At 56.8% G+C, this 20,768-nt stretch carries 21 protein-coding genes; 10 read left to right on the top strand and 11 right to left on the bottom strand.

The window, feature by feature from the left end:
- Positions 1 to 64: 64 nt before the first annotated feature.
- A complete protein-coding gene (gene fpr / locus SK50_RS02070; RefSeq protein WP_003862024.1) occupies positions 65 to 811 on the top strand; it encodes a ferredoxin--NADP(+) reductase in 747 nt (248 codons plus the stop codon).
- Here the strand turns inward: fpr and SK50_RS02065 are convergent, their stop codons facing one another.
- On the bottom strand, positions 812 to 1,231 hold the full coding sequence (locus SK50_RS02065) for a DUF805 domain-containing protein (protein ID WP_006808672.1): 420 nt from the start codon (positions 1,229 to 1,231) through the stop codon (positions 812 to 814).
- A gap of 112 nt (positions 1,232 to 1,343) precedes the next feature.
- Here SK50_RS02065 and SK50_RS02060 point away from each other — a divergent pair, with 112 nt between their 5' ends.
- Both SK50_RS02060 and tpiA read left to right on the top strand, forming a co-directional pair.
- Complete coding sequence (locus SK50_RS02060; protein ID WP_017383094.1) at positions 1,344 to 1,940, top strand: DUF1454 family protein; 597 nt, start codon at positions 1,344 to 1,346, stop codon at positions 1,938 to 1,940.
- Between the two features lie 111 nt (positions 1,941 to 2,051).
- Positions 2,052 to 2,819: a triose-phosphate isomerase gene (gene tpiA, locus SK50_RS02055; protein WP_003862019.1), complete on the top strand. Its 768-nt coding sequence runs from the start codon at positions 2,052 to 2,054 to the stop codon at positions 2,817 to 2,819.
- Positions 2,820 to 2,855: 36 nt separating this feature from the next.
- On the opposite strand, the gene SK50_RS02050 is transcribed toward tpiA, so the two are convergent.
- The 6 genes from SK50_RS02050 to cpxP all read right to left on the bottom strand — a co-directional run bounded on the left by SK50_RS02050 (position 2,856) and on the right by cpxP (position 8,985).
- On the bottom strand, positions 2,856 to 4,160 hold the full coding sequence (locus SK50_RS02050; protein WP_023304636.1) for an SLC13 family permease: 1,305 nt from the start codon (positions 4,158 to 4,160) through the stop codon (positions 2,856 to 2,858).
- Positions 4,161 to 4,233: 73 nt separating this feature from the next.
- On the bottom strand, positions 4,234 to 4,977 hold the full coding sequence (locus tag SK50_RS02045) for a CDP-diacylglycerol diphosphatase (protein ID WP_048229942.1): 744 nt from the start codon (positions 4,975 to 4,977) through the stop codon (positions 4,234 to 4,236).
- Positions 4,978 to 5,088: 111 nt separating this feature from the next.
- Positions 5,089 to 6,078 (bottom strand): sulfate ABC transporter substrate-binding protein, encoded by a 990-nt coding sequence (locus SK50_RS02040; RefSeq protein ID WP_045344670.1) that lies wholly within the window; start codon positions 6,076 to 6,078, stop codon positions 5,089 to 5,091.
- Between the two features lie 215 nt (positions 6,079 to 6,293).
- Entirely contained in the window at positions 6,294 to 7,256 is a 963-nt protein-coding gene (pfkA, locus tag SK50_RS02035; RefSeq protein ID WP_003862009.1) for a 6-phosphofructokinase, read from the bottom strand.
- A gap of 184 nt (positions 7,257 to 7,440) precedes the next feature.
- Positions 7,441 to 8,325: a CDF family cation-efflux transporter FieF gene (gene fieF / locus SK50_RS02030; protein WP_017382698.1), complete on the bottom strand. Its 885-nt coding sequence runs from the start codon at positions 8,323 to 8,325 to the stop codon at positions 7,441 to 7,443.
- A 153-nt stretch (positions 8,326 to 8,478) separates the two neighbouring features.
- Positions 8,479 to 8,985: a cell-envelope stress modulator CpxP gene (gene cpxP, locus SK50_RS02025; protein ID WP_003862006.1), complete on the bottom strand. Its 507-nt coding sequence runs from the start codon at positions 8,983 to 8,985 to the stop codon at positions 8,479 to 8,481.
- 150 nt (positions 8,986 to 9,135) lie between these two features.
- Here cpxP and cpxR point away from each other — a divergent pair, with 150 nt between their 5' ends.
- Positions 9,136 to 9,834, top strand: coding sequence for an envelope stress response regulator transcription factor CpxR (gene cpxR, locus SK50_RS02020; RefSeq protein WP_003862004.1), 699 nt, complete (start codon positions 9,136 to 9,138; stop codon positions 9,832 to 9,834).
- Positions 9,831 to 11,204, top strand: a complete 1,374-nt coding sequence (gene cpxA, locus SK50_RS02015; protein WP_015569937.1) for an envelope stress sensor histidine kinase CpxA — start codon at positions 9,831 to 9,833, stop codon at positions 11,202 to 11,204. The genes cpxR and cpxA overlap by 4 nt, the downstream gene beginning before the upstream one ends.
- A 43-nt stretch (positions 11,205 to 11,247) precedes the next feature.
- Here cpxA and yiiM read toward each other — a convergent pair whose 3' ends face one another.
- Together yiiM and sodA are read right to left on the bottom strand one after the other, a co-directional pair.
- Positions 11,248 to 11,931 carry a 6-hydroxyaminopurine reductase gene (gene yiiM / locus SK50_RS02010; RefSeq protein ID WP_017382697.1) on the bottom strand — a complete coding sequence of 228 codons (684 nt, stop codon included), beginning with the start codon at positions 11,929 to 11,931 and terminating at the stop codon, positions 11,248 to 11,250.
- Positions 11,932 to 11,997: 66 nt separating this feature from the next.
- The gene (gene sodA / locus SK50_RS02005; RefSeq protein WP_003861999.1) at positions 11,998 to 12,618 is read right to left on the bottom strand and encodes a superoxide dismutase [Mn]; all 621 of its coding nucleotides are present in this window, start codon (positions 12,616 to 12,618) and stop codon (positions 11,998 to 12,000) included.
- 288 nt (positions 12,619 to 12,906) lie between these two features.
- Between sodA and rhaT the strand changes: the two genes are divergently transcribed.
- Positions 12,907 to 13,941 (top strand): L-rhamnose/proton symporter RhaT, encoded by a 1,035-nt coding sequence (rhaT, locus tag SK50_RS02000; protein WP_017694058.1) that lies wholly within the window; start codon positions 12,907 to 12,909, stop codon positions 13,939 to 13,941.
- On the opposite strand, the gene rhaR is transcribed toward rhaT, so the two are convergent.
- Both rhaR and rhaS (SK50_RS01990) read right to left on the bottom strand, forming a co-directional pair.
- Positions 13,942 to 14,790, bottom strand: a complete 849-nt coding sequence (gene rhaR, locus SK50_RS01995) for an HTH-type transcriptional activator RhaR (RefSeq protein WP_017382695.1) — start codon at positions 14,788 to 14,790, stop codon at positions 13,942 to 13,944. It abuts the gene before it with no gap.
- 73 nt (positions 14,791 to 14,863) lie between these two features.
- Complete coding sequence (gene rhaS, locus SK50_RS01990) at positions 14,864 to 15,700, bottom strand: HTH-type transcriptional activator RhaS (RefSeq protein WP_015569934.1); 837 nt, start codon at positions 15,698 to 15,700, stop codon at positions 14,864 to 14,866.
- Between the two features lie 301 nt (positions 15,701 to 16,001).
- On the opposite strand from rhaS (SK50_RS01990), the gene rhaB reads away from it, so the two are divergent.
- The 4 genes from rhaB (at position 16,002) to rhaS (SK50_RS01965) (ending at position 20,723) form a co-directional block, all read left to right on the top strand.
- Positions 16,002 to 17,471 (top strand): rhamnulokinase, encoded by a 1,470-nt coding sequence (gene rhaB / locus SK50_RS01980; protein WP_017694057.1) that lies wholly within the window; start codon positions 16,002 to 16,004, stop codon positions 17,469 to 17,471.
- The gene (gene rhaA, locus SK50_RS01975) at positions 17,468 to 18,727 is read left to right on the top strand and encodes an L-rhamnose isomerase (RefSeq protein ID WP_048229055.1); all 1,260 of its coding nucleotides are present in this window, start codon (positions 17,468 to 17,470) and stop codon (positions 18,725 to 18,727) included. Before rhaB ends, rhaA begins: the two co-directional genes overlap by 4 nt.
- A 96-nt stretch (positions 18,728 to 18,823) precedes the next feature.
- On the top strand, positions 18,824 to 19,654 hold the full coding sequence (gene rhaD, locus SK50_RS01970; RefSeq protein WP_015569930.1) for a rhamnulose-1-phosphate aldolase: 831 nt from the start codon (positions 18,824 to 18,826) through the stop codon (positions 19,652 to 19,654).
- 82 nt (positions 19,655 to 19,736) lie between these two features.
- Positions 19,737 to 20,723 carry a rhamnose ABC transporter substrate-binding protein gene (rhaS, locus tag SK50_RS01965; protein ID WP_017694056.1) on the top strand — a complete coding sequence of 329 codons (987 nt, stop codon included), beginning with the start codon at positions 19,737 to 19,739 and terminating at the stop codon, positions 20,721 to 20,723.
- The last annotated feature ends 45 nt before the right edge of the window (positions 20,724 to 20,768 follow it).

Here is a 20,768-nt window from a genome sequence, read left to right as displayed (position 1 = left end):
ATGGGCTGGAAATGTTTCCCGCAAGTACGGAAGATAGAAGAGAGAAACAGCACAGGAGAAGATCATGGCGGACTGGGTAACAGGTAAAGTCACAAAGGTACAGTTCTGGACCGATGCGCTATTTAGCCTCACGCTGCACGCTCCCGTTCATCCGTTTACTGCCGGGCAGTTTGCCAAGCTCGGGTTGGATATCGACGGTGAACGCGTACAGCGCGCCTACTCTTACGTTAATGCGCCTGATAACCCGGACCTTGAGTTCTATCTGGTCACCGTCCCGGACGGTAAGCTCAGCCCGCGCCTCGCCGCGCTGAAACCTGGCGATGAAGTGCAGATTGTCTCCGACGCGGCGGGGTTCTTCGTGCTGGATGAAATCCCCGACTGTGACACGCTCTGGATGCTGGCGACCGGCACGGCCATTGGCCCGTATCTTTCCATTCTGCAATACGGCAAAGATCTGGAGCGCTTTAAAAATATCGTGCTGGTTCACGCCGCGCGCTACGCCGCAGACCTGAGCTATTTGCCGCAGATGCAGGCGCTGGAACAGCGATATGGCGGGAAGTTAAAAATTCAGACGGTGGTCAGCCGCGAAACCGCAGCCGGCTCGTTAACCGGTCGCGTTCCGGCGTTGATTGAAAGCGGCGCGCTGGAAGAAGCGGTGGGTTTACCGATGAATACCGAAACCAGCCATGTGATGCTGTGCGGTAACCCGCAGATGGTACGCGATACGCAGCAGTTGCTGAAGGATACCCGGCAGATGACGAAGCACCTTCGCCGCCGGCCGGGCCACATGACCGCCGAACACTACTGGTGATCAGCGGTACTTCACCTCAAGGGTATCTTTTCCATATTTGTTCTCGCTCTGGGTGCCGATAAACGCGCCCAGTTCGACAACCATCATTACAAAGATAACCGTCGGCAGCAGTCTGCCCACCACCCATGGGAGGATTGAGGGCAGCATTGACCAGTTCCCCGCCACCAGCATCCACGCCAGAATAATCAGGAAAGCCCATGCGCCGGAGCGGCCACGATCGTGCAGACGTTTCACCACTACGGCGGCGGTTGGCCACAGTAAACAGACCAGCGCAAATGCCGCCGTTTGCGTGCTCAGCCATGCGTTGTAGGCAACAAAAAACAGAAGCAGCATGGCGACAACCCACGTTGCAATCCAGATCCAGAAGTCACGGCGTCCAATACGCCCTTTGAATGAAAACAGCCACTGCTGTATGGTCATGTAAGGTTCCTTATTATTGTTTAGCCCGCATTTTACCCTGGAGTTGTGACCTTTTGACAAGCCGACCAGATATCGTTTTAATCATGGGCAATGACGGCCAGGGGCAATGTTGATGAAAAGTTCGGCACACTCTCTTTATTTGTGTTTAGCGATGCTGAGCGCCAGTTTTTCCCTGTATGCCGCGGAAACGGCTTCCCCGGTCACCGCCCCCTATCTTCTGGCGGGCGCCCCCTCTTTCGATCAATCTATCAGCCAGTTCCGCGAAGCCTTCAACAAAGAAAACCCCTCACTTCCGCTGGGAGAGTTCCGTGCGATTGACAGCGCCCGCGATACGCCGACCCTGACCCGCGCGGCCAGCAAAATTAACGAGAATCTGTATGCCTCTACCGCCCTTGAGCGCGGAACGTTAAAAATCAAAAGTATGCAGATCACCTGGCTGCCGATTCAGGGGCCAGAGCAGAAAGCGGCGAAAGCGAAAGCGCTGGAGTACATGAGCGCTATTCTGCGCGCCTTTACCCCCACCTTCACGAAAGCGCAAAGCCAGCAAAAGCTGCAAAAACTGCTTACCGCCGGGAAAAACAAACGCTATTACGCCGATACGGAAGGTGCCGTTCGCTATGTCGTCGCAGATAACGGCGAAAAGGGGCTGACCTTCGCGGTTGAACCGATTAAGCTGGCCCTATCAGACGCACTCGAGGGGGCGAATTAATGACAAAAAGCAAAGCCTTTCGAGGGAAAATCTCTATACTGATTCACAGACCATGCTGCCCGACAGGGCGGCCATATTCCTTAATTCGCTTATTGAGCGTGGAGAATTGAAATGCGACATCCTTTAGTGATGGGTAACTGGAAACTGAACGGCAGCCGCCATATGGTAAACGAACTGGTTGCTAACCTGCGTAAAGAGCTGGCTGGCGTGACCGGCTGCGCGGTTGCTATCGCTCCGCCGGATATGTACCTGGATCTGGCTAAACGTGCCGCTGACGGCAGCCACATCATTCTGGGCGCGCAGAACGTTGACGTTAACCTGTCTGGCGCGTTCACCGGTGAAACCTCCGCTGAAATGCTGAAAGATATCGGCGCGAAATACATCATCATCGGCCACTCCGAGCGTCGCACCTATCACAAAGAATCCGATGAGTTCATCGCGAAGAAATTCGCTGTGCTGAAAGAGCAGGGTCTGATCCCGGTTCTGTGCATCGGTGAAACCGAAGCAGAAAACGAAGCAGGCAAAACCGAAGAAGTGTGCGCACGTCAGATCGACGCTGTGCTGAAAACCCAGGGCGCGGCAGCGTTCGAAGGCGCGGTTATCGCTTACGAGCCAGTCTGGGCGATCGGTACCGGCAAATCTGCAACTCCTGCGCAGGCTCAGGCGGTGCACAAGTTCATCCGTGACCACATTGCAAAAGCAGACGCGAAAGTGGCTGAGCAGGTCATCATCCAGTACGGCGGTTCCGTTAACGCATCAAACGCAGCTGAGCTGTTCACCCAGCCAGACATCGATGGCGCACTGGTTGGTGGCGCATCCCTGAAAGCAGACGCTTTCGCGGTGATCGTTAAAGCGGCAGAAGCGGCTAAGCAGGCGTAATTGCCTTTGTGGCGGGTGGCGCTTCGCTAACCCGCCCTACAAACGACCTAACACGCTAAACCACAAATAATCCAGCGGCAGCAGCACCAGATACGTCGCAATCGCCAGCGCCAGACAAAGCAGCATCCCCGCCTTCGCAGGCACTTTCCCTAAGCCCATCGCCACTACAATCGGCGACGCCTGATACGGCAGCAGCGGCGTGGAATACCCCAGCACCTGAATCATGATCACCGACAGCAGCGGGAAGCCGGTCGCGTCCGAGAAGCTCTGCGCCAGCGTGGTGTACAGCGCAGGAACGCCGTTGGCGGTCATAATGAAGTTGAGCGCCGTGGTGATCCCCGTCAGCGCCAGGAAGCTGGTAAACGGGCGGTCTGCATCCAGCGGCATGATATGGAGCAACGCCTCGCCTACGGCCGCACCGATACCGGTCTGCGTCACCGTAATGGCCAGCCCGAGTATACCCGCGACGTAAATACAGGTGCGCATATTCACCCCCGCCGAGAACTCCTCCCCGGTGATAAAACCGATGCGCGGCAGCATAACGATGACCGAGGCCGCCAGCCCCGTCCACGCTGGCCCAACGCCGTGCCAGCTCTCCGTCACCCACATCGTCAACACCACCGCCAGCAGCCAGGCGAGTCGTTTTTCGTCACGCCCCATCGGTTCCGATGGCGTGAGATCCTTCGCCGGTTTCGGGTTGCCGGGGAACAGCCAGCAGATCAGGCCAATCAGAATCAGGCCTTTGAGAATACCCAGCACCGGGGTGTGCAGCAGCAGATACGGGACATAGTTGAGGTGGATACCGTATGAGCCTTCCGCCGCGCCGCTCATCACCAGGTTGGGCACGTTGGCGGGCAAAATAGTGGCCGAGAGCTGGAAGGTGCCAAACCCGACCGCCAGCGCCAGGCCAAACCAGGCCCGCGAGCCATCAGGAATGCCGGCCCGCTTCGCCATCGCGGCGACAATCGGCATCAGCAGCGCAATACGTCCCATGTTCGACGGCATCACGAATGCCAGGGCATAGCTCAGCAGCACAACGCTCGCCACCATCAGCACCCAGGAGTCGGTAAGCTTTGCCGACAGCGCCCGGGCGGCCCTGTCCGCCAGGCCGGTTTTCCGAATCGCCACGCCCAGCACAAAGCCGCTGAACACCAGCCAGAAGGCAGACGAGGCGAAGCCGCCGAAGATCACTTCCGGCGGGGCGATTCTGGCGGTCATCGCCGCCGTGAAAAACAACAACGCGGTGATAAATTCCGGCAACAGCGACGTCGCCCACAGCACGATGGTGACGCCGACGATCAGCGAGGGAAGCAGCAGAGGATGCGTTAACCAGAGCGACATACCTGTCTCCTGTAGAATTTTTCAGCAAGTCTACGGCGACAGGCAGGGCGAGTAAACGCTATTTATGGTGGGGTCACTTCAGGATATCGCATTGATGATCCTGCAATTCCTCAGCCGACGCGCGGTTAAAGGTAAGCAGGTTACGCTCTGTCGCCAGCAATACAAACGAGCCGTCCGACTGCTGCGCCATCGCCAGCGCGAAGCGTCCCATATGATCGCGGGCTTCCGGCAGCTCTTCCGCCAGCATCATAAACGGGCTGCGCTGCACCAGTTCGTTCTCCGTCACCCGACGGGCAAGGTATTCATGCCCTTCTAGCCCGCCCGGAAGCGGTAACCACTGGGTGCTGATTTGCCCCTGCGACGCGTTCAGCTTCTCGCGCACGTCTGGGCGCAGACAGGAGATGTGGATATGAAAATGGTTTTGCTTGCGCCCGGTCGGGGAGTTGATGGTCAGCGAAACGGCGCTGTCAGGCACGTCGGCCCCCCGTTTCATACTCATAAAATGGCGAGACTGCCATGCCAGCCAGAAGAAATTCGGTGTCTGCGGCTCAGTCAGCAGCGGGCTTTCGGTGCCGTTGATACGGTACGTGGGCATCAGCAGGTATTGCAGCGGCCCGTTGCGGTCCTTGAACACCACGTAGCCCGCATCTGGCTTCACCTGCGCACACGGTGCCGGGTTACGGTTATGCAGCTGGTTGGGCACACACTGGTCGAGAACGATATGACGCAACGCATTCGGATTACCCGCTTTCATCCAGTACACGCCGCCTGCGGCAAGGGCGATAACGATCAGAATCAGTAAGATAATTTTTTTCACAACGCGTTCCCTGTTTTCAATAGAGGCAAAAGAGTAACGCAAAATGATGACCAAATAAAAAACCCGGCGGATTTCTCACACCGGGTTACCGTGTCGTTCTTTGTAAAACGCTTAGCGCTTGCTGATCTGGTCGAAGGTGCCGCCGTTAGAGAAGTGCTCTTTCTGCGCTTTGGTCCAGCCGCCAAAAACCTCATCAATAGTGAACAGCTTCAGTTTCGGGAAGGCGTTTTCGTATTTCTTCGCGACGGTCTCATCGCGCGGGCGGTAGAAGTTTTTCGCCGCAATTTCCTGCCCTTCCGGTGAATAGAGGTACTTCAGGTAGGCTTCCGCCACCGCTTTGGTGCCCTTCTTATCAACAACCTTATCGACGACGGAGACGGTCGGCTCAGCGAGGATGGATTCGCTCGGGGTGACGATCTCGAACTTGTCTTTACCCAGCTCGTTGGTCGCCAGCAGGGCTTCGTTTTCCCAGGCGATCAGTACGTCGCCAATGCCGCGTTCGACGAAGGTGTTGGTTGCACCGCGCGCGCCGGAGTCCAGCACTTCGACGTTTTTAAACAGTGCCTTGACGAAGTCCTGTGCTTTGGCCTGATCGCCGTTGTTGTGGTGCAGCGCGTAGCCCCAGGCTGCCAGATAGTTCCAGCGTGCGCCGCCGGAGCTTTTTGGGTTCGGGGTAATGACAGACACGCCTGGCTTAATCAGGTCGTTCCAGTCCTTAATCTGTTTCGGGTTGCCTTTACGCACCAGGAAGACAATGGTCGAGGTGTATGGCGCAGAGTTGTCCGGCAGACGCTTGATCCAGTTTTTGTCGATACGGCCACGCTCCGCGATCGCGTCCACGTCATAAGCCAGCGCCAGGGTCACCACGTCGGCTTCAATACCGTTGATCACCGATGTCGCCTGCTTACCGGAACCGCCGTGAGACTGGCGAACCACCACGTTATCGCCGGTTTCCTGTTTCCAGTGCGCCGCGAAAGCTTTGTTGTACTGGTCGTACAGTTCACGCGTCGGATCGTACGACACGTTCAGTAACTGAATGTCCTTTGCCAGAACGCTGGTTGATGCCAGCAATAATGTTAACCCCACGCCCCATTTATTCATCGCCCAGCTCTCTTGTGTAGTGTTTTGATGAATGCAGCGTGCCAGAAAGCTAACCGATGATTAAAGAATAAAAAAAGATTGGCTATAACGTGGAGGAATAAAAAATCCGTGGGCACAAAAAAGCCGGGTGGCGGCTACGCCTTACCCGGCCTACGGACCGTGCTTTTGTAGGCCGGGTAAGGCGTAGCCGCCACCCGGCGCAATACAGACGCCAATCAGTACAGTTTTTTCGCGCAGTCCAGCCAGTCACCTTTGAACGGACGCTTCATGTTTTCAATGGCATCGATGATGTCATGGTGAACCAGTTTCTCGTTCTGGATACCGACGCAGCGGCCGCCGTGACCCTGAAGCAGTAGCTCGATCGCGTACGCGCCCATGCGGGACGCCAGGATACGGTCGTACGGGCCTGGGGAACCACCACGCTGAATGTGACCCAGAACGGTCGCGCGGGTTTCGCGTTTGGTTTCGGTTTCGATGTACTTCGCCAGCTCGTCAACGTCACAGATGTGCTCGGTGATAGCAACGATGGCGTGTTTCTTACCTTTCGCGATACCGGCTTTGATTTCAGCGACCAGATCTTCACGGCTAAATTCCACTTCCGGCACCACCACGAACTCACAGCCACCGGCAATTGCCGCCGCCAGAGTCAGGTCACCGCAGTAACGGCCCATCACTTCAACAATAGAAATACGCTGGTGAGAGGAAGAGGTGTCACGCAGGCGGTCAATCGCTTCCACAACGGTACCCAGCGCGGTGAAGTAACCGATGGTGTAGTCGGTGCCTTTGATGTCATTGTCGATGGTGCCAGGCAGACCGATGCACGGGAAGCCCATTTCAGTCAGACGTTTTGCACCCATGTAGGAGCCGTCGCCGCCGATAACCACCAGCGCATCCAGACCCCGTTTTTTCATGTTTTCGATAGCCACTTCACGGATGTGTTCGTCACGGAATTCCGGGAAGCGTGCAGAACCGAGGAAAGTACCGCCACGGTTGATCATGTCAGACACGCTGTAGCGGTCGAGCTGAACCATGCGGTCTTCATACAGACCCAGGTAACCGTCATAGATACCAAAAACTTCCAGACCTTCCGTCAGCGCTGCACGGACAACCCCACGGATTGCCGCGTTCATGCCCGGCGCATCACCGCCGCTTGTCAACACACCGATTTTCTTAATCATGACTACCTCTGAACTTAGGAATGCAAAATTGAAATCTGCTGCCGGAAGAAACTGTTCAACCGTCGAATACTGCAAATAGTATATCAATCCCTTCCAGCTGAATTGATTCAGGTCAGGCCATATGGTGGTAATTTATCCACAAAATGCTGCTCTGGCTCACTTTTTTACAACGAATTACGAAAGCTCAAAACGCCCTGGGTACGACAGAGCACGGATCCTGATGAATAATGACGTCTGACCCAGGGAAACGCTGCAAAATCGCCTGCTCCACCTGTTCAGCGACCATATGCGCCTGAACCAGTGGCAGGTTGTCTTCCATTTCCAAATGAATCTGAATAAAGCGGGTCGGCCCTGACTGCCGCGTACGAAGATCGTGAGCACCACTGACGCCAGGCCAGTTGGTCACGATGGCATAAATTTCATCACGTTCTGCATCCGGAAGCGCACGGTCAAGAAGCGACTGTACCGCTTCATATCCCATCCGCAAGGCGCTGTATAAAATATAGATCCCTATCCCTAACGCAAACAACGCATCGGCCCGATGCCAGCCATACCAGGCCAGACCAAGCGCAATAAGAATAGCCCCATTCATCATAACATCAGACTGATAATGAAGCATATCGGCCCGTACAGCCTGGCTTTGTGTTTTGCGTACAACCCAGCGCTGGAACGTTACAAGAACAAGTGTGCTTATAAGTGCAACTACCGTTACGACCACGCCAACGCCCGGATCGTTCATCGGAGAAGGCGAAATAAGATGCTGAATACCGGTCAAAAACAGGAAAAGCGCAGAGCCCGAAATAAACATGCTTTGTGCCAGCGCGGCCAGCGATTCCGCTTTGCCGTGGCCAAACGTATGCTCTTCATCCGCCGGTTGCAGCGAGTAGCGCACCACCAGCAGGTTGGTCAGCGAGGCGGCAATATCCACCAGTGAATCCACCAGTGCCGCCAGAATACTGACCGACCCGGTGTACCACCACGCGAAAATTTTAATGATCAGCAAACACGACGCCATCACCGTCGCGGCTATTGCGGCCCGGCTTACCAGCCGTCCATAGGATTGATTCATAAACACTCCTGTCATGCCATGGCGCTAGTATAACGGATGGTGGTGGAGTGAAAGGATGAATAAAGCGTTAACAAACCTGAACAATGGGCAAAAAAAACCCCCACATCATGTGGGGGAAGACAGGGATGGTGTCTATGGCAAGGAAAACAGGGTTTACTGGTTACTACGGGTACTGCTATTGCTACTGAAAAGCGTCATATCTGAGCTTCGCTGCATCCGTGCAACCTCACGCAACTGATTCATACGTTGCTGATGTTTGGTATTCAAAACCGCTTGCTGCTCGGGCGTTAGCAGGTGGAACATCTGGTTGCGAACCTTCGCCATCTCTACCTGACGGGCAACCTGTTCCTGCGCCATTTTTTCGGCCTGAGCGCGTACAGCGCTTTCGTCAAAATTTTCTGCGGTGACAAGGCGATGCATTGTCTCCATTTCGCTAACATTAACAGGGGGCTGGTCGTGTCTTGCCCTCTGCATCAGATCTCGCATCTGTTGACGCTGATGTTCGGTTAAACTTATGCCGTCAAACATATGGCTTTGGCTGCTGTGCTGCGTTGCGCCCTCTGCTGAGGAACCGTTATCGCTGATGATAGCTACAGCAGCCTGGCTAAACGCACTGAAGGCCAGCGTTGAGGCCATGACGGCAGCGGTAACTTTGCGCATCACTTGCTCCCAAAATCTTTCGTGTCGCGATTCAACGAGAGACAGTCTACGATTCAGGCTGCAAACATGCGTCAGGGGGTGTAAAACAACGTAAAGTCATGGATTAGATAGCCTTGATGTCGTAATTTCTGCCTCGGAGGTATTTAAACAATGAATAAAATCCTGTTAGTTGATGATGACCGAGAGCTCACATCTCTTTTAAAGGAGTTGCTCGACATGGAAGGTTTCAACGTCCTGGTTGCCCATGATGGGGAACAGGCGCTGAGTCTCCTTGACGACAGCATCGATTTACTTTTGCTCGACGTCATGATGCCGAAGAAAAACGGTATTGATACGTTGAAAGAGCTTCGCCAGACACACCAGACCCCCGTCATTATGCTGACCGCACGCGGCAGCGAGCTTGACCGCGTACTCGGCCTTGAGCTGGGTGCGGATGACTATTTACCTAAGCCGTTCAACGACCGTGAACTGGTGGCCCGTATTCGCGCGATCCTGCGCCGCTCTCACTGGAGCGAGCAGCAGCAGAATACCGACAACAGCTCACCTACGCTGGAAGTGGACTCCCTGAGCCTGAACCCGGGCCGCCAGGAAGCGAGCTTCGACGGTGAAACGCTGGAGCTAACCGGCACCGAGTTCACCCTGCTGTATCTGCTGGCGCAGCATCTCGGCCAGGTGGTGTCGCGTGAACACTTAAGCCAGGAAGTGCTCGGCAAACGCCTCACCCCGTTTGACCGCGCCATCGATATGCATATCTCGAACCTGCGCCGTAAGCTGCCGGAGCGTAAAGACGGTCATCCCTGGTTTAAAACCCTGCGTGGTCGCGGTTATCTGATGGTTTCCGCTTCATGATAGGCAGCTTAACCGCCCGCATCTTCGCCATCTTCTGGCTGACGTTGGCACTGGTTTTAATGCTCGTTTTGATGTTGCCAAAACTCGACTCACGCCAGATGACGGAGCTACTCGACAGCGAGCAACGTCAGGGCGTGATGATCGAGCAGCACGTGGAAGCGGAGCTGGCAAACGATCCGCCGAACGATTTAATGTGGTGGCGCAGGTTGTTTCGCGCTATCGACAAGTGGGCGCCCCCCGGACAGCGTCTTTTACTGGTCACCAGTGAAGGCCGCGTGATTGGGGCCGATCGCAATGAAATGCAGATTATCCGCAACTTTATTGGCCAGGCGGATAATGCCGATCACCCACAGAAAAAGAAATATGGTCGGGTAGAGATGGTCGGTCCTTTCTCGGTGCGGGATGGGGAAGACAATTACCAGCTCTATCTGATTCGCCCTGCGAGCAGTTCCCAGTCCGACTTTATCAACCTGCTGTTTGACCGTCCGCTTTTGCTGTTGATTGTCACGATGCTGGTCAGTTCCCCGCTGCTGTTATGGCTGGCGTGGAGCCTGGCGAAACCGGCGCGTAAGCTGAAAAATGCGGCGGACGAAGTGGCGCAGGGCAACCTGAGGCAGCATCCGGAGCTGGAATCCGGGCCGCAGGAGTTCCTGGCCGCCGGAACCAGTTTTAACCAGATGGTCTCTGCTCTTGACCGCATGATGACCGCGCAGCAACGCCTGCTGTCGGATATCTCCCACGAGCTGCGGACGCCGCTCACGCGCTTACAGCTGGGTACCGCCCTGCTGCGCCGCCGCAGCGGTGAGAGTAAAGAGCTGGAGCGTATTGAGACGGAAGCGCATCGCCTGGACAGCATGATCAACGATCTGCTGGTGATGTCTCGCAATCAGCAGAAAAACGCGCTGGTGAGCGAAACGGTGAAAGCCAATCACCTCTGGCATGAGGTGCTGGACAACGCGGCGTTCGAAGCGGAGCAGATGGGCAAATCGTTCACCGTCAACTTCCCGCCGGGCCCGTGGCCGCTCTACGGTAACCCCAACACGCTGGAAAGCGCGCTGGAGAATATCGTGCGTAACGCCCTGCGCTATTCGCACACGAAGATTGAAGTGGCGTTTTCGGTGGATAAAGACGGGATTACCGTCATTGTCGATGACGATGGTCCTGGCGTCAGCCCGGAAGATCGCGAGCAGATTTTCCGTCCGTTCTACCGCACCGACGAGGCGCGCGACCGTGAATCTGGTGGTACGGGGCTAGGTCTGGCGATTGTTGAAACCGCCATGCAACAGCACCGTGGCTGGGTGAAAGCCGATGACAGCCCGCTGGGCGGGCTGAGGTTAACGCTGTGGCTGCCGCTGTATAAGCGTTCGTAACCGTATGTGCCGGGTGGCGGCTTCGCCTTACCCGGCCTACTTTCTACGGAACCTCTTTCCCCCACAATCTCCGCGAACTGCTCTCGATCTTGCCGCTTAACCGCCGCTTCTGCATCGTTCTGGTCCAGCTGGTGGATAATCCCGCCGCTGACAGCAGGCGGTGATACTGCTCGTCATCAAATGGCATATGCCAGGCAATTGCGCAGGCCTCGTATACCGACACCTCACTCAAGCGCGAAGCCAGCTCAAGCGGCGCATCCGCCGAAACCTGTCCCGCCTGCACAACGCGGTACAGCCAGCCGGTTTTACCCGCGTTTTGCAGCTGGGCCGACATATCCTGAATGCCGAAATGGTAATTAAGCTTAAAGCACGGTGAGCGCGGCTGGGTGACCTGAATCAAAGCATCGCCCCAGCGGTAAATATCGCCGATAAAGACGTTCTTCTCCGTCAGCCCCTCCGTTGAGAGATTTTCGCCAAACGCGGGGGCAACGAAGAGGTCCGCCTGTTCAGGAAATTCGGCTTTCCAGTGCTGATAGTGCTCGCGCGGATAGTGGCACAGCGCGCGATCGGGCCCGCCGTGGATTTTCTTTTCAGCCTGCTGGTCACCCGCAAGCCCGAGATCGGTCAACGTCAGCTCACCGTCGACCTGCACTTTGGCGATGGCGCTCGGGCGGCTGCCTTCGTACTCCCTTACCTTGCCTGTAAACACATTCACCGGGTAATGCATCTCCACTCCTTCAGATACAAAAAAAGCGAGTCATCAGACTCGCTTCTCACAGGCGTCAATGCAACCTTATTTTTTAGCGGCGAAACGCGCTGCTGCTTCGTCCCAGTTCACTACATCCCAGAAGGCTTTGATGTAGTCAGGGCGACGGTTTTGGAACTTCAGGTAGTAAGCGTGTTCCCACACGTCCAGACCCAGAATTGGGAAGCCGGATGCGCCAGAGATAGCTTCACCCATCAGCGGGGAGTCCTGGTTAGCGGTAGAAACGACCGCCAGTTTGTCACCTTTCAGGACCAGCCACGCCCAGCCAGAGCCGAAACGGGTTGCAGCGGCTTTTTCGAATTCCGCTTTGAAGTTGTCAACGGAACCGAAGTCACGCTCGATAGCCGCTTTCAGGTCGCCCTGAAGGGTGGTGCCGGTTTTCAGGCCTTTCCAGAACAGGCTGTGGTTAGCGTGACCGCCCGCGTTGTTGCGCAGCACGGTTTTCTTGTCTGCCGGCAGCTGGTCCAGTTTGGTGATCAGCTCTTCAACAGGCAGATTAGCGAACTCTGGCAGGCTTTCCAGCGCAGCATTCGCGTTGTTCACATAGGTCTGGTGGTGTTTAGTGTGATGGATTTCCATCGTCTGCTTGTCGAAATGCGGTTCCAGTGCGTCGTAGGCATACGGCAGGGATGGCAGTGTATAACTCATAATCCTCTCCATTATTGTCGGGCGGCACAGCTGTTAATGCCGCGTAAGCAGTTGGTTCATTATAGTTAATTAAATGATATTGAAAATGATTATCAATGCCGTAGTTTTTATAAGGTTATTAGATTTTTGATAAATGACAAAATTGTGAGTCTGCTCACGTGCTTAACGTGCTGATTGCCATCCTGAACAAAAGTGCGGCAACCTTCTGAAGGTTCCCAAACCGCCTCATTTTTACACTCATCAAGTCGGCGGGAAGCCTCCGGCTATAAAAACGATGAGGATGTAAAAATGAATCATGCGATTACGATGGGTATTTTCTGGCATTTGATAGGCGCGGCCAGTGCAGCCTGTTTCTATGCCCCGTTTAAAAAGGTGAAAGGCTGGTCATGGGAAACCATGTGGTCCGTTGGCGGCACCGTGTCCTGGCTGATTTTGCCGTGGACAATCAGCGCCATGCTGCTGCCCGATTTCTGGGGCTACTTCTCCTCCTTCAACGCCTCCACCCTGCTGCCGGTATTCCTGTTCGGCGCGATGTGGGGCATCGGTAATATCAACTACGGCCTCACCATGCGCTACCTAGGCATGTCGATGGGGATTGGCATCGCGATTGGCATTACGCTGATTGTTGGCACCCTGATGACGCCAATCCTCAACGGCCACTTCGACGTGCTGATCAACACTCAGGGCGGGCGAATGACGCTGCTGGGCGTGCTGGTGGCGGTGATCGGCGTGGGCATCGTCACCCGCGCAGGCCAGCTGAAAGAACGCAAGATGGGCATCAAAGCCGAAGAGTTCAACCTGAAGAAAGGGCTGCTGCTGGCGGTGATGTGCGGCGTCTTCTCGGCGGGCATGTCGTTCGCCATGAACGCCGCCAAACCGATGCACGACGCCGCTGCGGCGCTGGGCGTCGATCCGCTGTACGCTGCCCTGCCAAGCTACGTGGTGATCATGGGCGGCGGCGCGCTGGTAAACCTCGGCTTCTGCTTCATTCGTCTGGCAAAGGTGAAGAACCTGTCGGTAAAAGCCGACTTCTCGCTGGCAAAACCGCTGATCGTCACCAACGTCCTGCTCTCCGCCCTCGGCGGTCTGATGTGGTATCTGCAATTCTTCTTCTACGCCTGGGGTCACGCCAGTATTCCGGCGCAGTATGACTACATGAGCTGGATGCTGCACATGAGCTTCTACGTGCTGTGCGGCGGGCTGGTTGGGCTGGTGCTGAAAGAGTGGAACAACGCCGGGCGTCGTCCGGTTGGCGTGCTGAGCCTGGGCTGTGTGGTGATTATCATTGCGGCCAATATCGTCGGCCTCGGCATGGCGAACTGATTACGCTGCCTTTCGACTGCGATGACGCCACTGAACCGGCGTCATCCCCACCTCACGGTTAAACACCACCGAAAAGTAGTTACTGTCCTCAAAGCCGCAGCGCATCGCCACTTCACTCACCATCAGCTCCGTATGCTGTAACAGGTACTGGGCGTGGCAGATGCGCAGCTGGCGCAGATAGTGGTTGACCGTCATCCCCGTCTGGGTGCGGAACTGCTGGCGCAGCGCGCGCTCGCTGCACTGCTCCTGCTCGCAGAATTTTTCCAGCACGAAACTCTTGTTCAGACTGCCCGCAAGCCGGGTGATGAGCTTATCCAGCAGCGCTTCCTGTGTGGTAGCAGAGGGATTATCCGTAGCGTAACGATGCCGCTTCAGGGTCATCACCAGCTGGGCAAAAAGCAGCTCCGACATCTGGTTTGCCACCGGATCGCTCTTCTGGCTCTCCTGCTCCAGCTGGGAAATCGTCTGGCGCACCTGAGCCATGCCGTTGCTGCTTAAGCGCCAGTGCGGTTCGCCTCTGGCATCATGAAAACCGGGGATATTGCCCGCCCAGTCGACATTCAGTTTAAGTCTGTCGGGGCAGTAGATGACGTTCTGCAACACCAGATCGTTAACCGAGGCGTAGGAGTGTTTGTCTTCAGCGCGGATGTAGAACAGGTCTCCGCGCGTGATGCGGTAGGGGCGGTCGTTGAGGACGTGCAGGCCGTTGCCTCGCCATACCAGCACCAGCTCGCAAAACTCGTGGGTGTGCTCGGCAAAGACGTTTTGCGGGTAGCGGTCGGCCACCGCGACGGCCTGACTCGCGGAGGCAAAAAAATCATCTTTGCGAAGAATGAGCTGAGCAGCCACACCACAACCTCTACGGCGAATAACCGGACATTATTAGCCTTTTTGCAGCAAAAAAACGGTGACTGCCCTCGCGTTACTGAAGCAACGCGTCTTTCCCCTGACGAATATCGCGCGGCGACCAGTTAAACTCCCGGCGAAAAAGCGTCGAAAAGTGGTTACTGTCGCCGAATCCGCAGCGATAGGCGATATCGGTGACGCTTTCGTCGGTATGACGTAAAAGGTGCCGCGCTTTGATCAGGCGCAGACGGTTGAGGTAGCGCTGCGGCGTCAGCCCGGTATGCTGCTTGAGCTGACGATGCAGCGTGCGCAGCGAGAGCGAAAAGTCATCCGCCAGCGTTTCCCAGCAGACATCTTCGGCAAAATGATCTTCCAGCCAGGCCATCAGCTGATTCAGGCGCGCGTCGTTATTTTCCAGCCCTTCCACCAGGCTGCTGCGCCGCAGCAGCACCAGCAGCTGCATAAACAGCAGCTCGCGGGTAGCAATGGCGTGCGTCTCCTGTCCATCCTCGCTCTGCTCCATCTGGCTCACCAGCTGACGCACCTGCTGCAACGTGGACTGATTCACCCGCCAGTGCGAGGGGTAGTGACCGTCCTTCTCCTGCGGCAACAGCTGATTCAGCCCGGAGAGAAACTGGAACGCATCCGGAGAACGATAGAGCACATTGGTCAGGCAAAGGTTGTCGGTATGTTCATACAGGTGCCTGTCGTGATCGCGCACGAAGCACACCGTACCGCCGCTGATGGTATACGGCTGACCGTTAAACACGTGGATGCCCGTTCCGTGCTCAACAATCACAATTTCATGAAAATCATGATGATGCTCCGGGAACGCAGCCTGAGGCAGCCGTGGCTCAATCGCGACCGGCGAAGCCCCCGAAGGAAAAAAATCGACGCTGTGCAGTACGGTCATAACGGCCCCCACCAATGAGAAAAGTTCTCAAAATAGTAATTAAGGCCTTCCACGCTCACCTTAAATTTTTGACAGCAAACCGCGCAAAAGCTGTCGGTTTTTCAAGAAACAGGCGGAAAAATCAGGAAATGCGGTCAGCGTCACACTGCCTGCAAACCCCGCCATTACTGGAAACTGTGAACTCCCTCACGTTCATCTTTGCTTTCTTGCCAGCGCGAGATTTGGGCTGTCAGTGGCGAGAAGGTGGCTATTTCTTCCCTTTCTTACACTCCTCGCTAATGACTTAAGAAAGGACCCGACCATGACTTTTCGCCATTGTGTGGCTGTCGATTTAGGCGCATCCAGCGGCCGTGTAATGCTCGCCACCTGGGACTGCGACCTGCACACCCTTACGCTTCGCGAAATGCACCGTTTCGCCAATTGTCTGCAAAAACAGGACGGTTTTGTTACCTGGGATATCGACGCCCTGGAAGCAGAGATCCGCACCGGACTTCACAACGTCTGCGAAGACGGTATTCGCATCGACAGTATCGGCATTGATACCTGGGGTGTGGATTACGTACTGCTGGACAGTCACGGCGAACGCGTCGGCCTGCCCGTCTCCTACCGCGACAGCCGCACCGATGGGCTAATGGCGCACGCCATCGCCCAGCTTGGCAAGGAGAACATCTATGGTCGCAGCGGCATTCAGTTTCTGCCGTTTAACACGCTGTATCAGCTGCGCGCGCTGGTTGAGCAACAGCCAGAGCTGGTCGAAAAGGTGGCGCATGCGCTGCTGATCCCGGACTACTTAAGCTACCGTCTGACAGGCAACATGAACTGGGAATACACCAACGCCACCACCACGCAGCTGGTTAACATCAACACCGATAACTGGGATGAACATCTGCTGGCCTGGACGGGCGCCTCGCCGTCCTGGTTCGGCGCGCCAACCCATCCGGGCAATGTGATCGGCCACTGGCTTTGCCCGCAGGGGAATGAGATCCCTGTTGTCGCCGTTGCCAGTCACGACACCGCCAGCGCGGTCATTGCCTCGCCGCTCGCCGGCAAAGATGCGGCGTACCTCTCTTCCGGCACCTGGTCGCTGATGGGCTTTGAGAGCAAAACACCCTACACCAGCGATGCCGCACTGGCGGCGAACATCACTAACGAAGGTGGCGCCGAAGGGCGCTACCGGGTGCTGAAGAACATCATGGGCCTGTGGCTTCTCCAGCGGGTGCTGAAAGAGCAGAACATCAACGACCTGCCCGCGCTTATCGCGGAAACCGAAACGCTGAAGGCCTGCACCTTCCTGATTAACCCGAACGACGACCGCTTTATCAATCCGGCGCACATGAGCGCTGAAATCCAGGCCGCCTGTTTTGAAGCGGGGCAGCCGGTACCTTCCCGCCCCGCCGAGCTGGCGCGCTGCATTTTTGACAGTCTCGCCCTGCTCTATGCCGACATCCTGAGCGAGCTGGCTGACCTTCGCGGCAAACCGTTCACGCAGCTGCATATCGTGGGCGGCGGCTGCCAGAACCAGCTGCTGAACCAGCTCTGCGCGGATGCCTGCGGCATTACCGTGGTGGCAGGTCCGATTGAAGCCTCCACCCTCGGCAATATCGGCATTCAGCTGATGACCCTGGACGAACTTTCAAACGTCGACGATTTCCGTTCGGTGGTGACGGCGAATAACAGCCTGACCACCTTCACCCCCCATCCCTGCCATGAAATTGCCCGCTACCGGGCGCAGTTTCAGCAAAAACGACTGACTAAGGAGCTTTGCGCATGACCACTCAACTTGAACAAGCCTGGGACCTGGCTAAACAGCGTTTCGCCGCCGTCGGCGTGGATGTCGAAGAGGCGCTGCGCCAGCTCGACCGTCTGCCCGTCTCCATGCACTGCTGGCAGGGTGATGACGTTGCTGGCTTCGAGAACCCGGGCGGTTCCCTGACGGGGGGTATTCAGGCCACGGGTAACTATCCGGGCAAAGCGCGCAACGCCACCGAACTGCGTGCGGATCTGGAGCTGGCGCTGAGCCTGATCCCCGGGCCAAAGCGCCTGAATCTGCACGCCATTTATCTCGAATCCGACGAGCCGGTGGCGCGTAATGAAATCAAACCGGAGCACTTTACGAACTGGGTGGCGTGGGCGAAAGCCGACAAGCTGGGCCTGGACTTTAACCCCTCCTGCTTCTCGCACCCGCTGAGCGCGGACGGCTTTACCCTTGCGCACGCCAACGACGAAATCCGCCAGTTCTGGATCGACCATGTCAAAGCCAGCCGCCGCGTTTCTGCGTATTTCGGCGAGCAGCTTGGCACGCCGTCGGTGATGAACATCTGGATCCCGGACGGCATGAAGGATATCACCGTAGACCGACTGGCCCCGCGCCAGCGCCTGCTGGCCGCGCTGGATGAAGCCATCAGCGAGAAGCTGGACCCGGCGCACCACATCGATGCCGTCGAGAGCAAGCTGTTCGGCATTGGCGCAGAGAGCTACACCGTGGGCTCAAACGAGTTCTACATGGGGTACGCCACCAGCCGCCAGACCGCGCTGTGCCTGGATGCCGGCCACTTCCACCCAACCGAGGTGATCTCCGACAAGATCTCCGCCGCCATGCTCTACGTGCCACGCCTGCTGCTGCACGTCAGCCGTCCGGTGCGCTGGGACAGCGACCACGTGGTGCTGCTGGATGACGAAACCCAGGCCATTGCCAGCGAAATCATCCGCCACAACCTCTTTGACCGCGTACACATTGGCCTCGACTTTTTCGACGCCTCCATCAACCGCATCGCGGCGTGGGTTATCGGCACCCGCAACATGAAGAAAGCCCTGCTGCGCGCGCTGCTGGAGCCTGTCGCCGCCCTGAAACAGCTGGAAGAAAACGGCGACTACACCGCGCGCCTGGCGCTGCTGGAAGAGCAGAAATCCCTGCCGTGGCAGGCGGTGTGGGAGATGTACTGCCAGCGTCACGATGCGCCTGCGGGCAGCCAGTGGCTGGACAACGTGCGGGCATATGAGAAAGACGTTCTTGCCGCTCGTCAGTAAAAAACATTGCCCGGCGGCGCGTTGCTTGCCGGGCCTACAGGTAAAAGTAGGCCGGGTAAGCAACGCGCCACCCGGCATTTTCAAAGGAAACACAGTATGCAGACCATCACCACCTCCTGGTTCGTCCAGGGCATGATCAAAGCCACCTCCGACGCCTGGCTGAAGGGCTGGGACGAGCGCAACGGCGGCAACCTGACGCTACGCCTGGACGATGCGGATATCGAGCCATTTGCCGCCGATTTCCACCAGAAGCCGCGCTATATCGCCCTGAGCCAGCCGATGCCGCTGCTCGCCAACACGCCGTTTATCGTCACCGGTTCCGGGAAGTTCTTCCGCAACGTCCAGCTCGACCCGCAGGCCAACCTCGGCGTAGTGAAAGTGGATAGCGACGGCGCGGGCTACCACATTCTGTGGGGGCTGACGGATGAGGCGGTGCCCACCTCAGAACTGCCGGCGCACTTCCTCTCCCACTGCGAGCGCATCAAGGCGACCAATGGCAAGGACCGCGTGATCATGCACTGCCACGCCACCAACCTGATCGCCCTGACCTACGTGCTGGAAAACAATTCTGATTTCTTCACCCGCAAATTGTGGGAAGGCAGCACCGAGTGTCTGGTGGTGTTCCCGGACGGCGTCGGCATTCTGCCGTGGATGGTGCCGGGCACCGACGAAATCGGCCAGGCAACCGCGACGGACATGCAGAAACATTCACTGGTGCTGTGGCCGTTCCACGGCGTCTTCGGCAGCGGCCCGACGCTGGATGAAACCTTCGGCCTGATCGACACCGCCGAGAAATCCGCGGAAGTGCTGGTAAAGGTCTATTCCATGGGCGGCATGAAGCAGACCATCACCCGGGAAGAACTGATCGCCCTGGGTAAACGCTTTGGCGTCACCCCCATGCAGTCGGCGTTAGATTTGTACCAATAACAACATCGCGCCCCGCTCACCGAGACGGGGCGAAAACCACCTGCAATCCCTACAACTAACTCAAGTCAGTGGAGTAAAAGCAATGAAAATAAAAGCAAGCTTGATCCTCACCGTTGCCGCTCTGGCGTTGTCCGGTTCCGCTTTAGCAGAAGTGAAAATCGCCCTGGTGGCGAAGTCCTTAGGGAATGGATTCTTCGAGGCAGCGAACGTCGGCGCGCAGGAGGCGGCCAAAGAGTTAGGCGATGTAAAAGTGATTTATACCGGCCCGACCACCACCACGGCGGAAGCGCAGATCGAGGTGCTGAACGGGCTGATCGCCCAGGGCGTTGATGCGATCGCGATTTCCGCGAACGATCCGGACGCCGTCGTGCCGGTGCTGAAAAAAGCGATGCAGCGCGGCATCAAGGTTGTGTCGTGGGATTCCGGCGTGGCGAAAGCCGGGCGTCAGATCCACCTCAACCCGTCCAATAACGCCCTGATTGGCGAAACTAACGTCAAGCTCGCCGCCGATGCCCTGAAAGCGCTGAACGTGGAGAAAGGCGATGTGGCGGTGCTGAGCGCCACGCCAACCTCCACCAACCAGAACACCTGGATTGCGGAGATGAAAAAGGTGCTGCCGAAGTACCCGTCCGTCAATCTGGTGACCGTGGCCTACGGGGACGATCTCTCTGACAAGAGCTACCGCGAAGCGGTCGGCCTGCTGAAAACCTATCCTGATCTGAAAGTGATCGTTTCACCGTCGTCCGTCGGCATTGTCGCTGCGGCGCAGGCGGTGAAGGACCAGGGCAAGATTGGCAAAGTGTACGTCACCGGTTTAGGCCTGCCGTCTGAGATGGCGGGCGCGGTGAAGTCCGGCGCAAGCAAGAGCTTTGCCATCTGGAACCCGATTGACCTGGGCTATGCCGCAACCTACCTGGCGGATGACCTGGTGAAAGGCAACGCCACGAAAGGCGAGGCCAGCATGGGCAAACTGGGCAAAGTGAAGCTGGATGCCGACGGCAACGGCGCGATGGCCGAGCCGTTCGTTTACGATGCCAGCAATATTGATAAGTTCTCAAAAATCTTTTGATGCGATTTGTAGGCCGGATAAGCGTAGCGCCATCCGGCAAAAGGC

Origin of the sequence: Enterobacter sp. BWH64 (assembly GCF_001037645.1) — a bacterium.
Taxonomy (GTDB): domain Bacteria; phylum Pseudomonadota; class Gammaproteobacteria; order Enterobacterales; family Enterobacteriaceae; genus Enterobacter; species Enterobacter hormaechei_C.
Note: the sequence above shows the minus strand (reverse complement) of the source record. Positions and strands in the feature narration are given on the sequence as shown.

What these genes read in the sequence shown, in the direction of transcription:
- SK50_RS02040 (WP_045344670.1), bottom strand. Translation starts at nt 6,078, where the DNA reads ATGAATAAATGGGGCGTGGGGTTAACATTATTGCTGGCATCAACCAGC.
- pfkA (WP_003862009.1), bottom strand. Translation starts at nt 7,256, where the DNA reads ATGATTAAGAAAATCGGTGTGTTGACAAGCGGCGGTGATGCGCCGGGC.
- SK50_RS02050 (WP_023304636.1), bottom strand. Translation starts at nt 4,160, where the DNA reads ATGTCGCTCTGGTTAACGCATCCTCTGCTGCTTCCCTCGCTGATCGTC.
- tpiA (WP_003862019.1), top strand. Translation starts at nt 2,052, where the DNA reads ATGCGACATCCTTTAGTGATGGGTAACTGGAAACTGAACGGCAGCCGC.
- rhaS (WP_015569934.1), bottom strand. Translation starts at nt 15,700, where the DNA reads ATGACCGTACTGCACAGCGTCGATTTTTTTCCTTCGGGGGCTTCGCCG.
- yiiM (WP_017382697.1), bottom strand. Translation starts at nt 11,931, where the DNA reads ATGCATTACCCGGTGAATGTGTTTACAGGCAAGGTAAGGGAGTACGAA.
- SK50_RS02065 (WP_006808672.1), bottom strand. Translation starts at nt 1,231, where the DNA reads ATGACCATACAGCAGTGGCTGTTTTCATTCAAAGGGCGTATTGGACGC.
- cpxA (WP_015569937.1), top strand. Translation starts at nt 9,831, where the DNA reads ATGATAGGCAGCTTAACCGCCCGCATCTTCGCCATCTTCTGGCTGACG.
- SK50_RS02060 (WP_017383094.1), top strand. Translation starts at nt 1,344, where the DNA reads ATGAAAAGTTCGGCACACTCTCTTTATTTGTGTTTAGCGATGCTGAGC.
- cpxR (WP_003862004.1), top strand. Translation starts at nt 9,136, where the DNA reads ATGAATAAAATCCTGTTAGTTGATGATGACCGAGAGCTCACATCTCTT.
- rhaS (WP_017694056.1), top strand. Translation starts at nt 19,737, where the DNA reads ATGAAAATAAAAGCAAGCTTGATCCTCACCGTTGCCGCTCTGGCGTTG.
- fieF (WP_017382698.1), bottom strand. Translation starts at nt 8,325, where the DNA reads ATGAATCAATCCTATGGACGGCTGGTAAGCCGGGCCGCAATAGCCGCG.
- rhaD (WP_015569930.1), top strand. Translation starts at nt 18,824, where the DNA reads ATGCAGACCATCACCACCTCCTGGTTCGTCCAGGGCATGATCAAAGCC.
- sodA (WP_003861999.1), bottom strand. Translation starts at nt 12,618, where the DNA reads ATGAGTTATACACTGCCATCCCTGCCGTATGCCTACGACGCACTGGAA.
- rhaB (WP_017694057.1), top strand. Translation starts at nt 16,002, where the DNA reads ATGACTTTTCGCCATTGTGTGGCTGTCGATTTAGGCGCATCCAGCGGC.
- rhaA (WP_048229055.1), top strand. Translation starts at nt 17,468, where the DNA reads ATGACCACTCAACTTGAACAAGCCTGGGACCTGGCTAAACAGCGTTTC.
- fpr (WP_003862024.1), top strand. Translation starts at nt 65, where the DNA reads ATGGCGGACTGGGTAACAGGTAAAGTCACAAAGGTACAGTTCTGGACC.
- rhaT (WP_017694058.1), top strand. Translation starts at nt 12,907, where the DNA reads ATGAATCATGCGATTACGATGGGTATTTTCTGGCATTTGATAGGCGCG.
- cpxP (WP_003862006.1), bottom strand. Translation starts at nt 8,985, where the DNA reads ATGCGCAAAGTTACCGCTGCCGTCATGGCCTCAACGCTGGCCTTCAGT.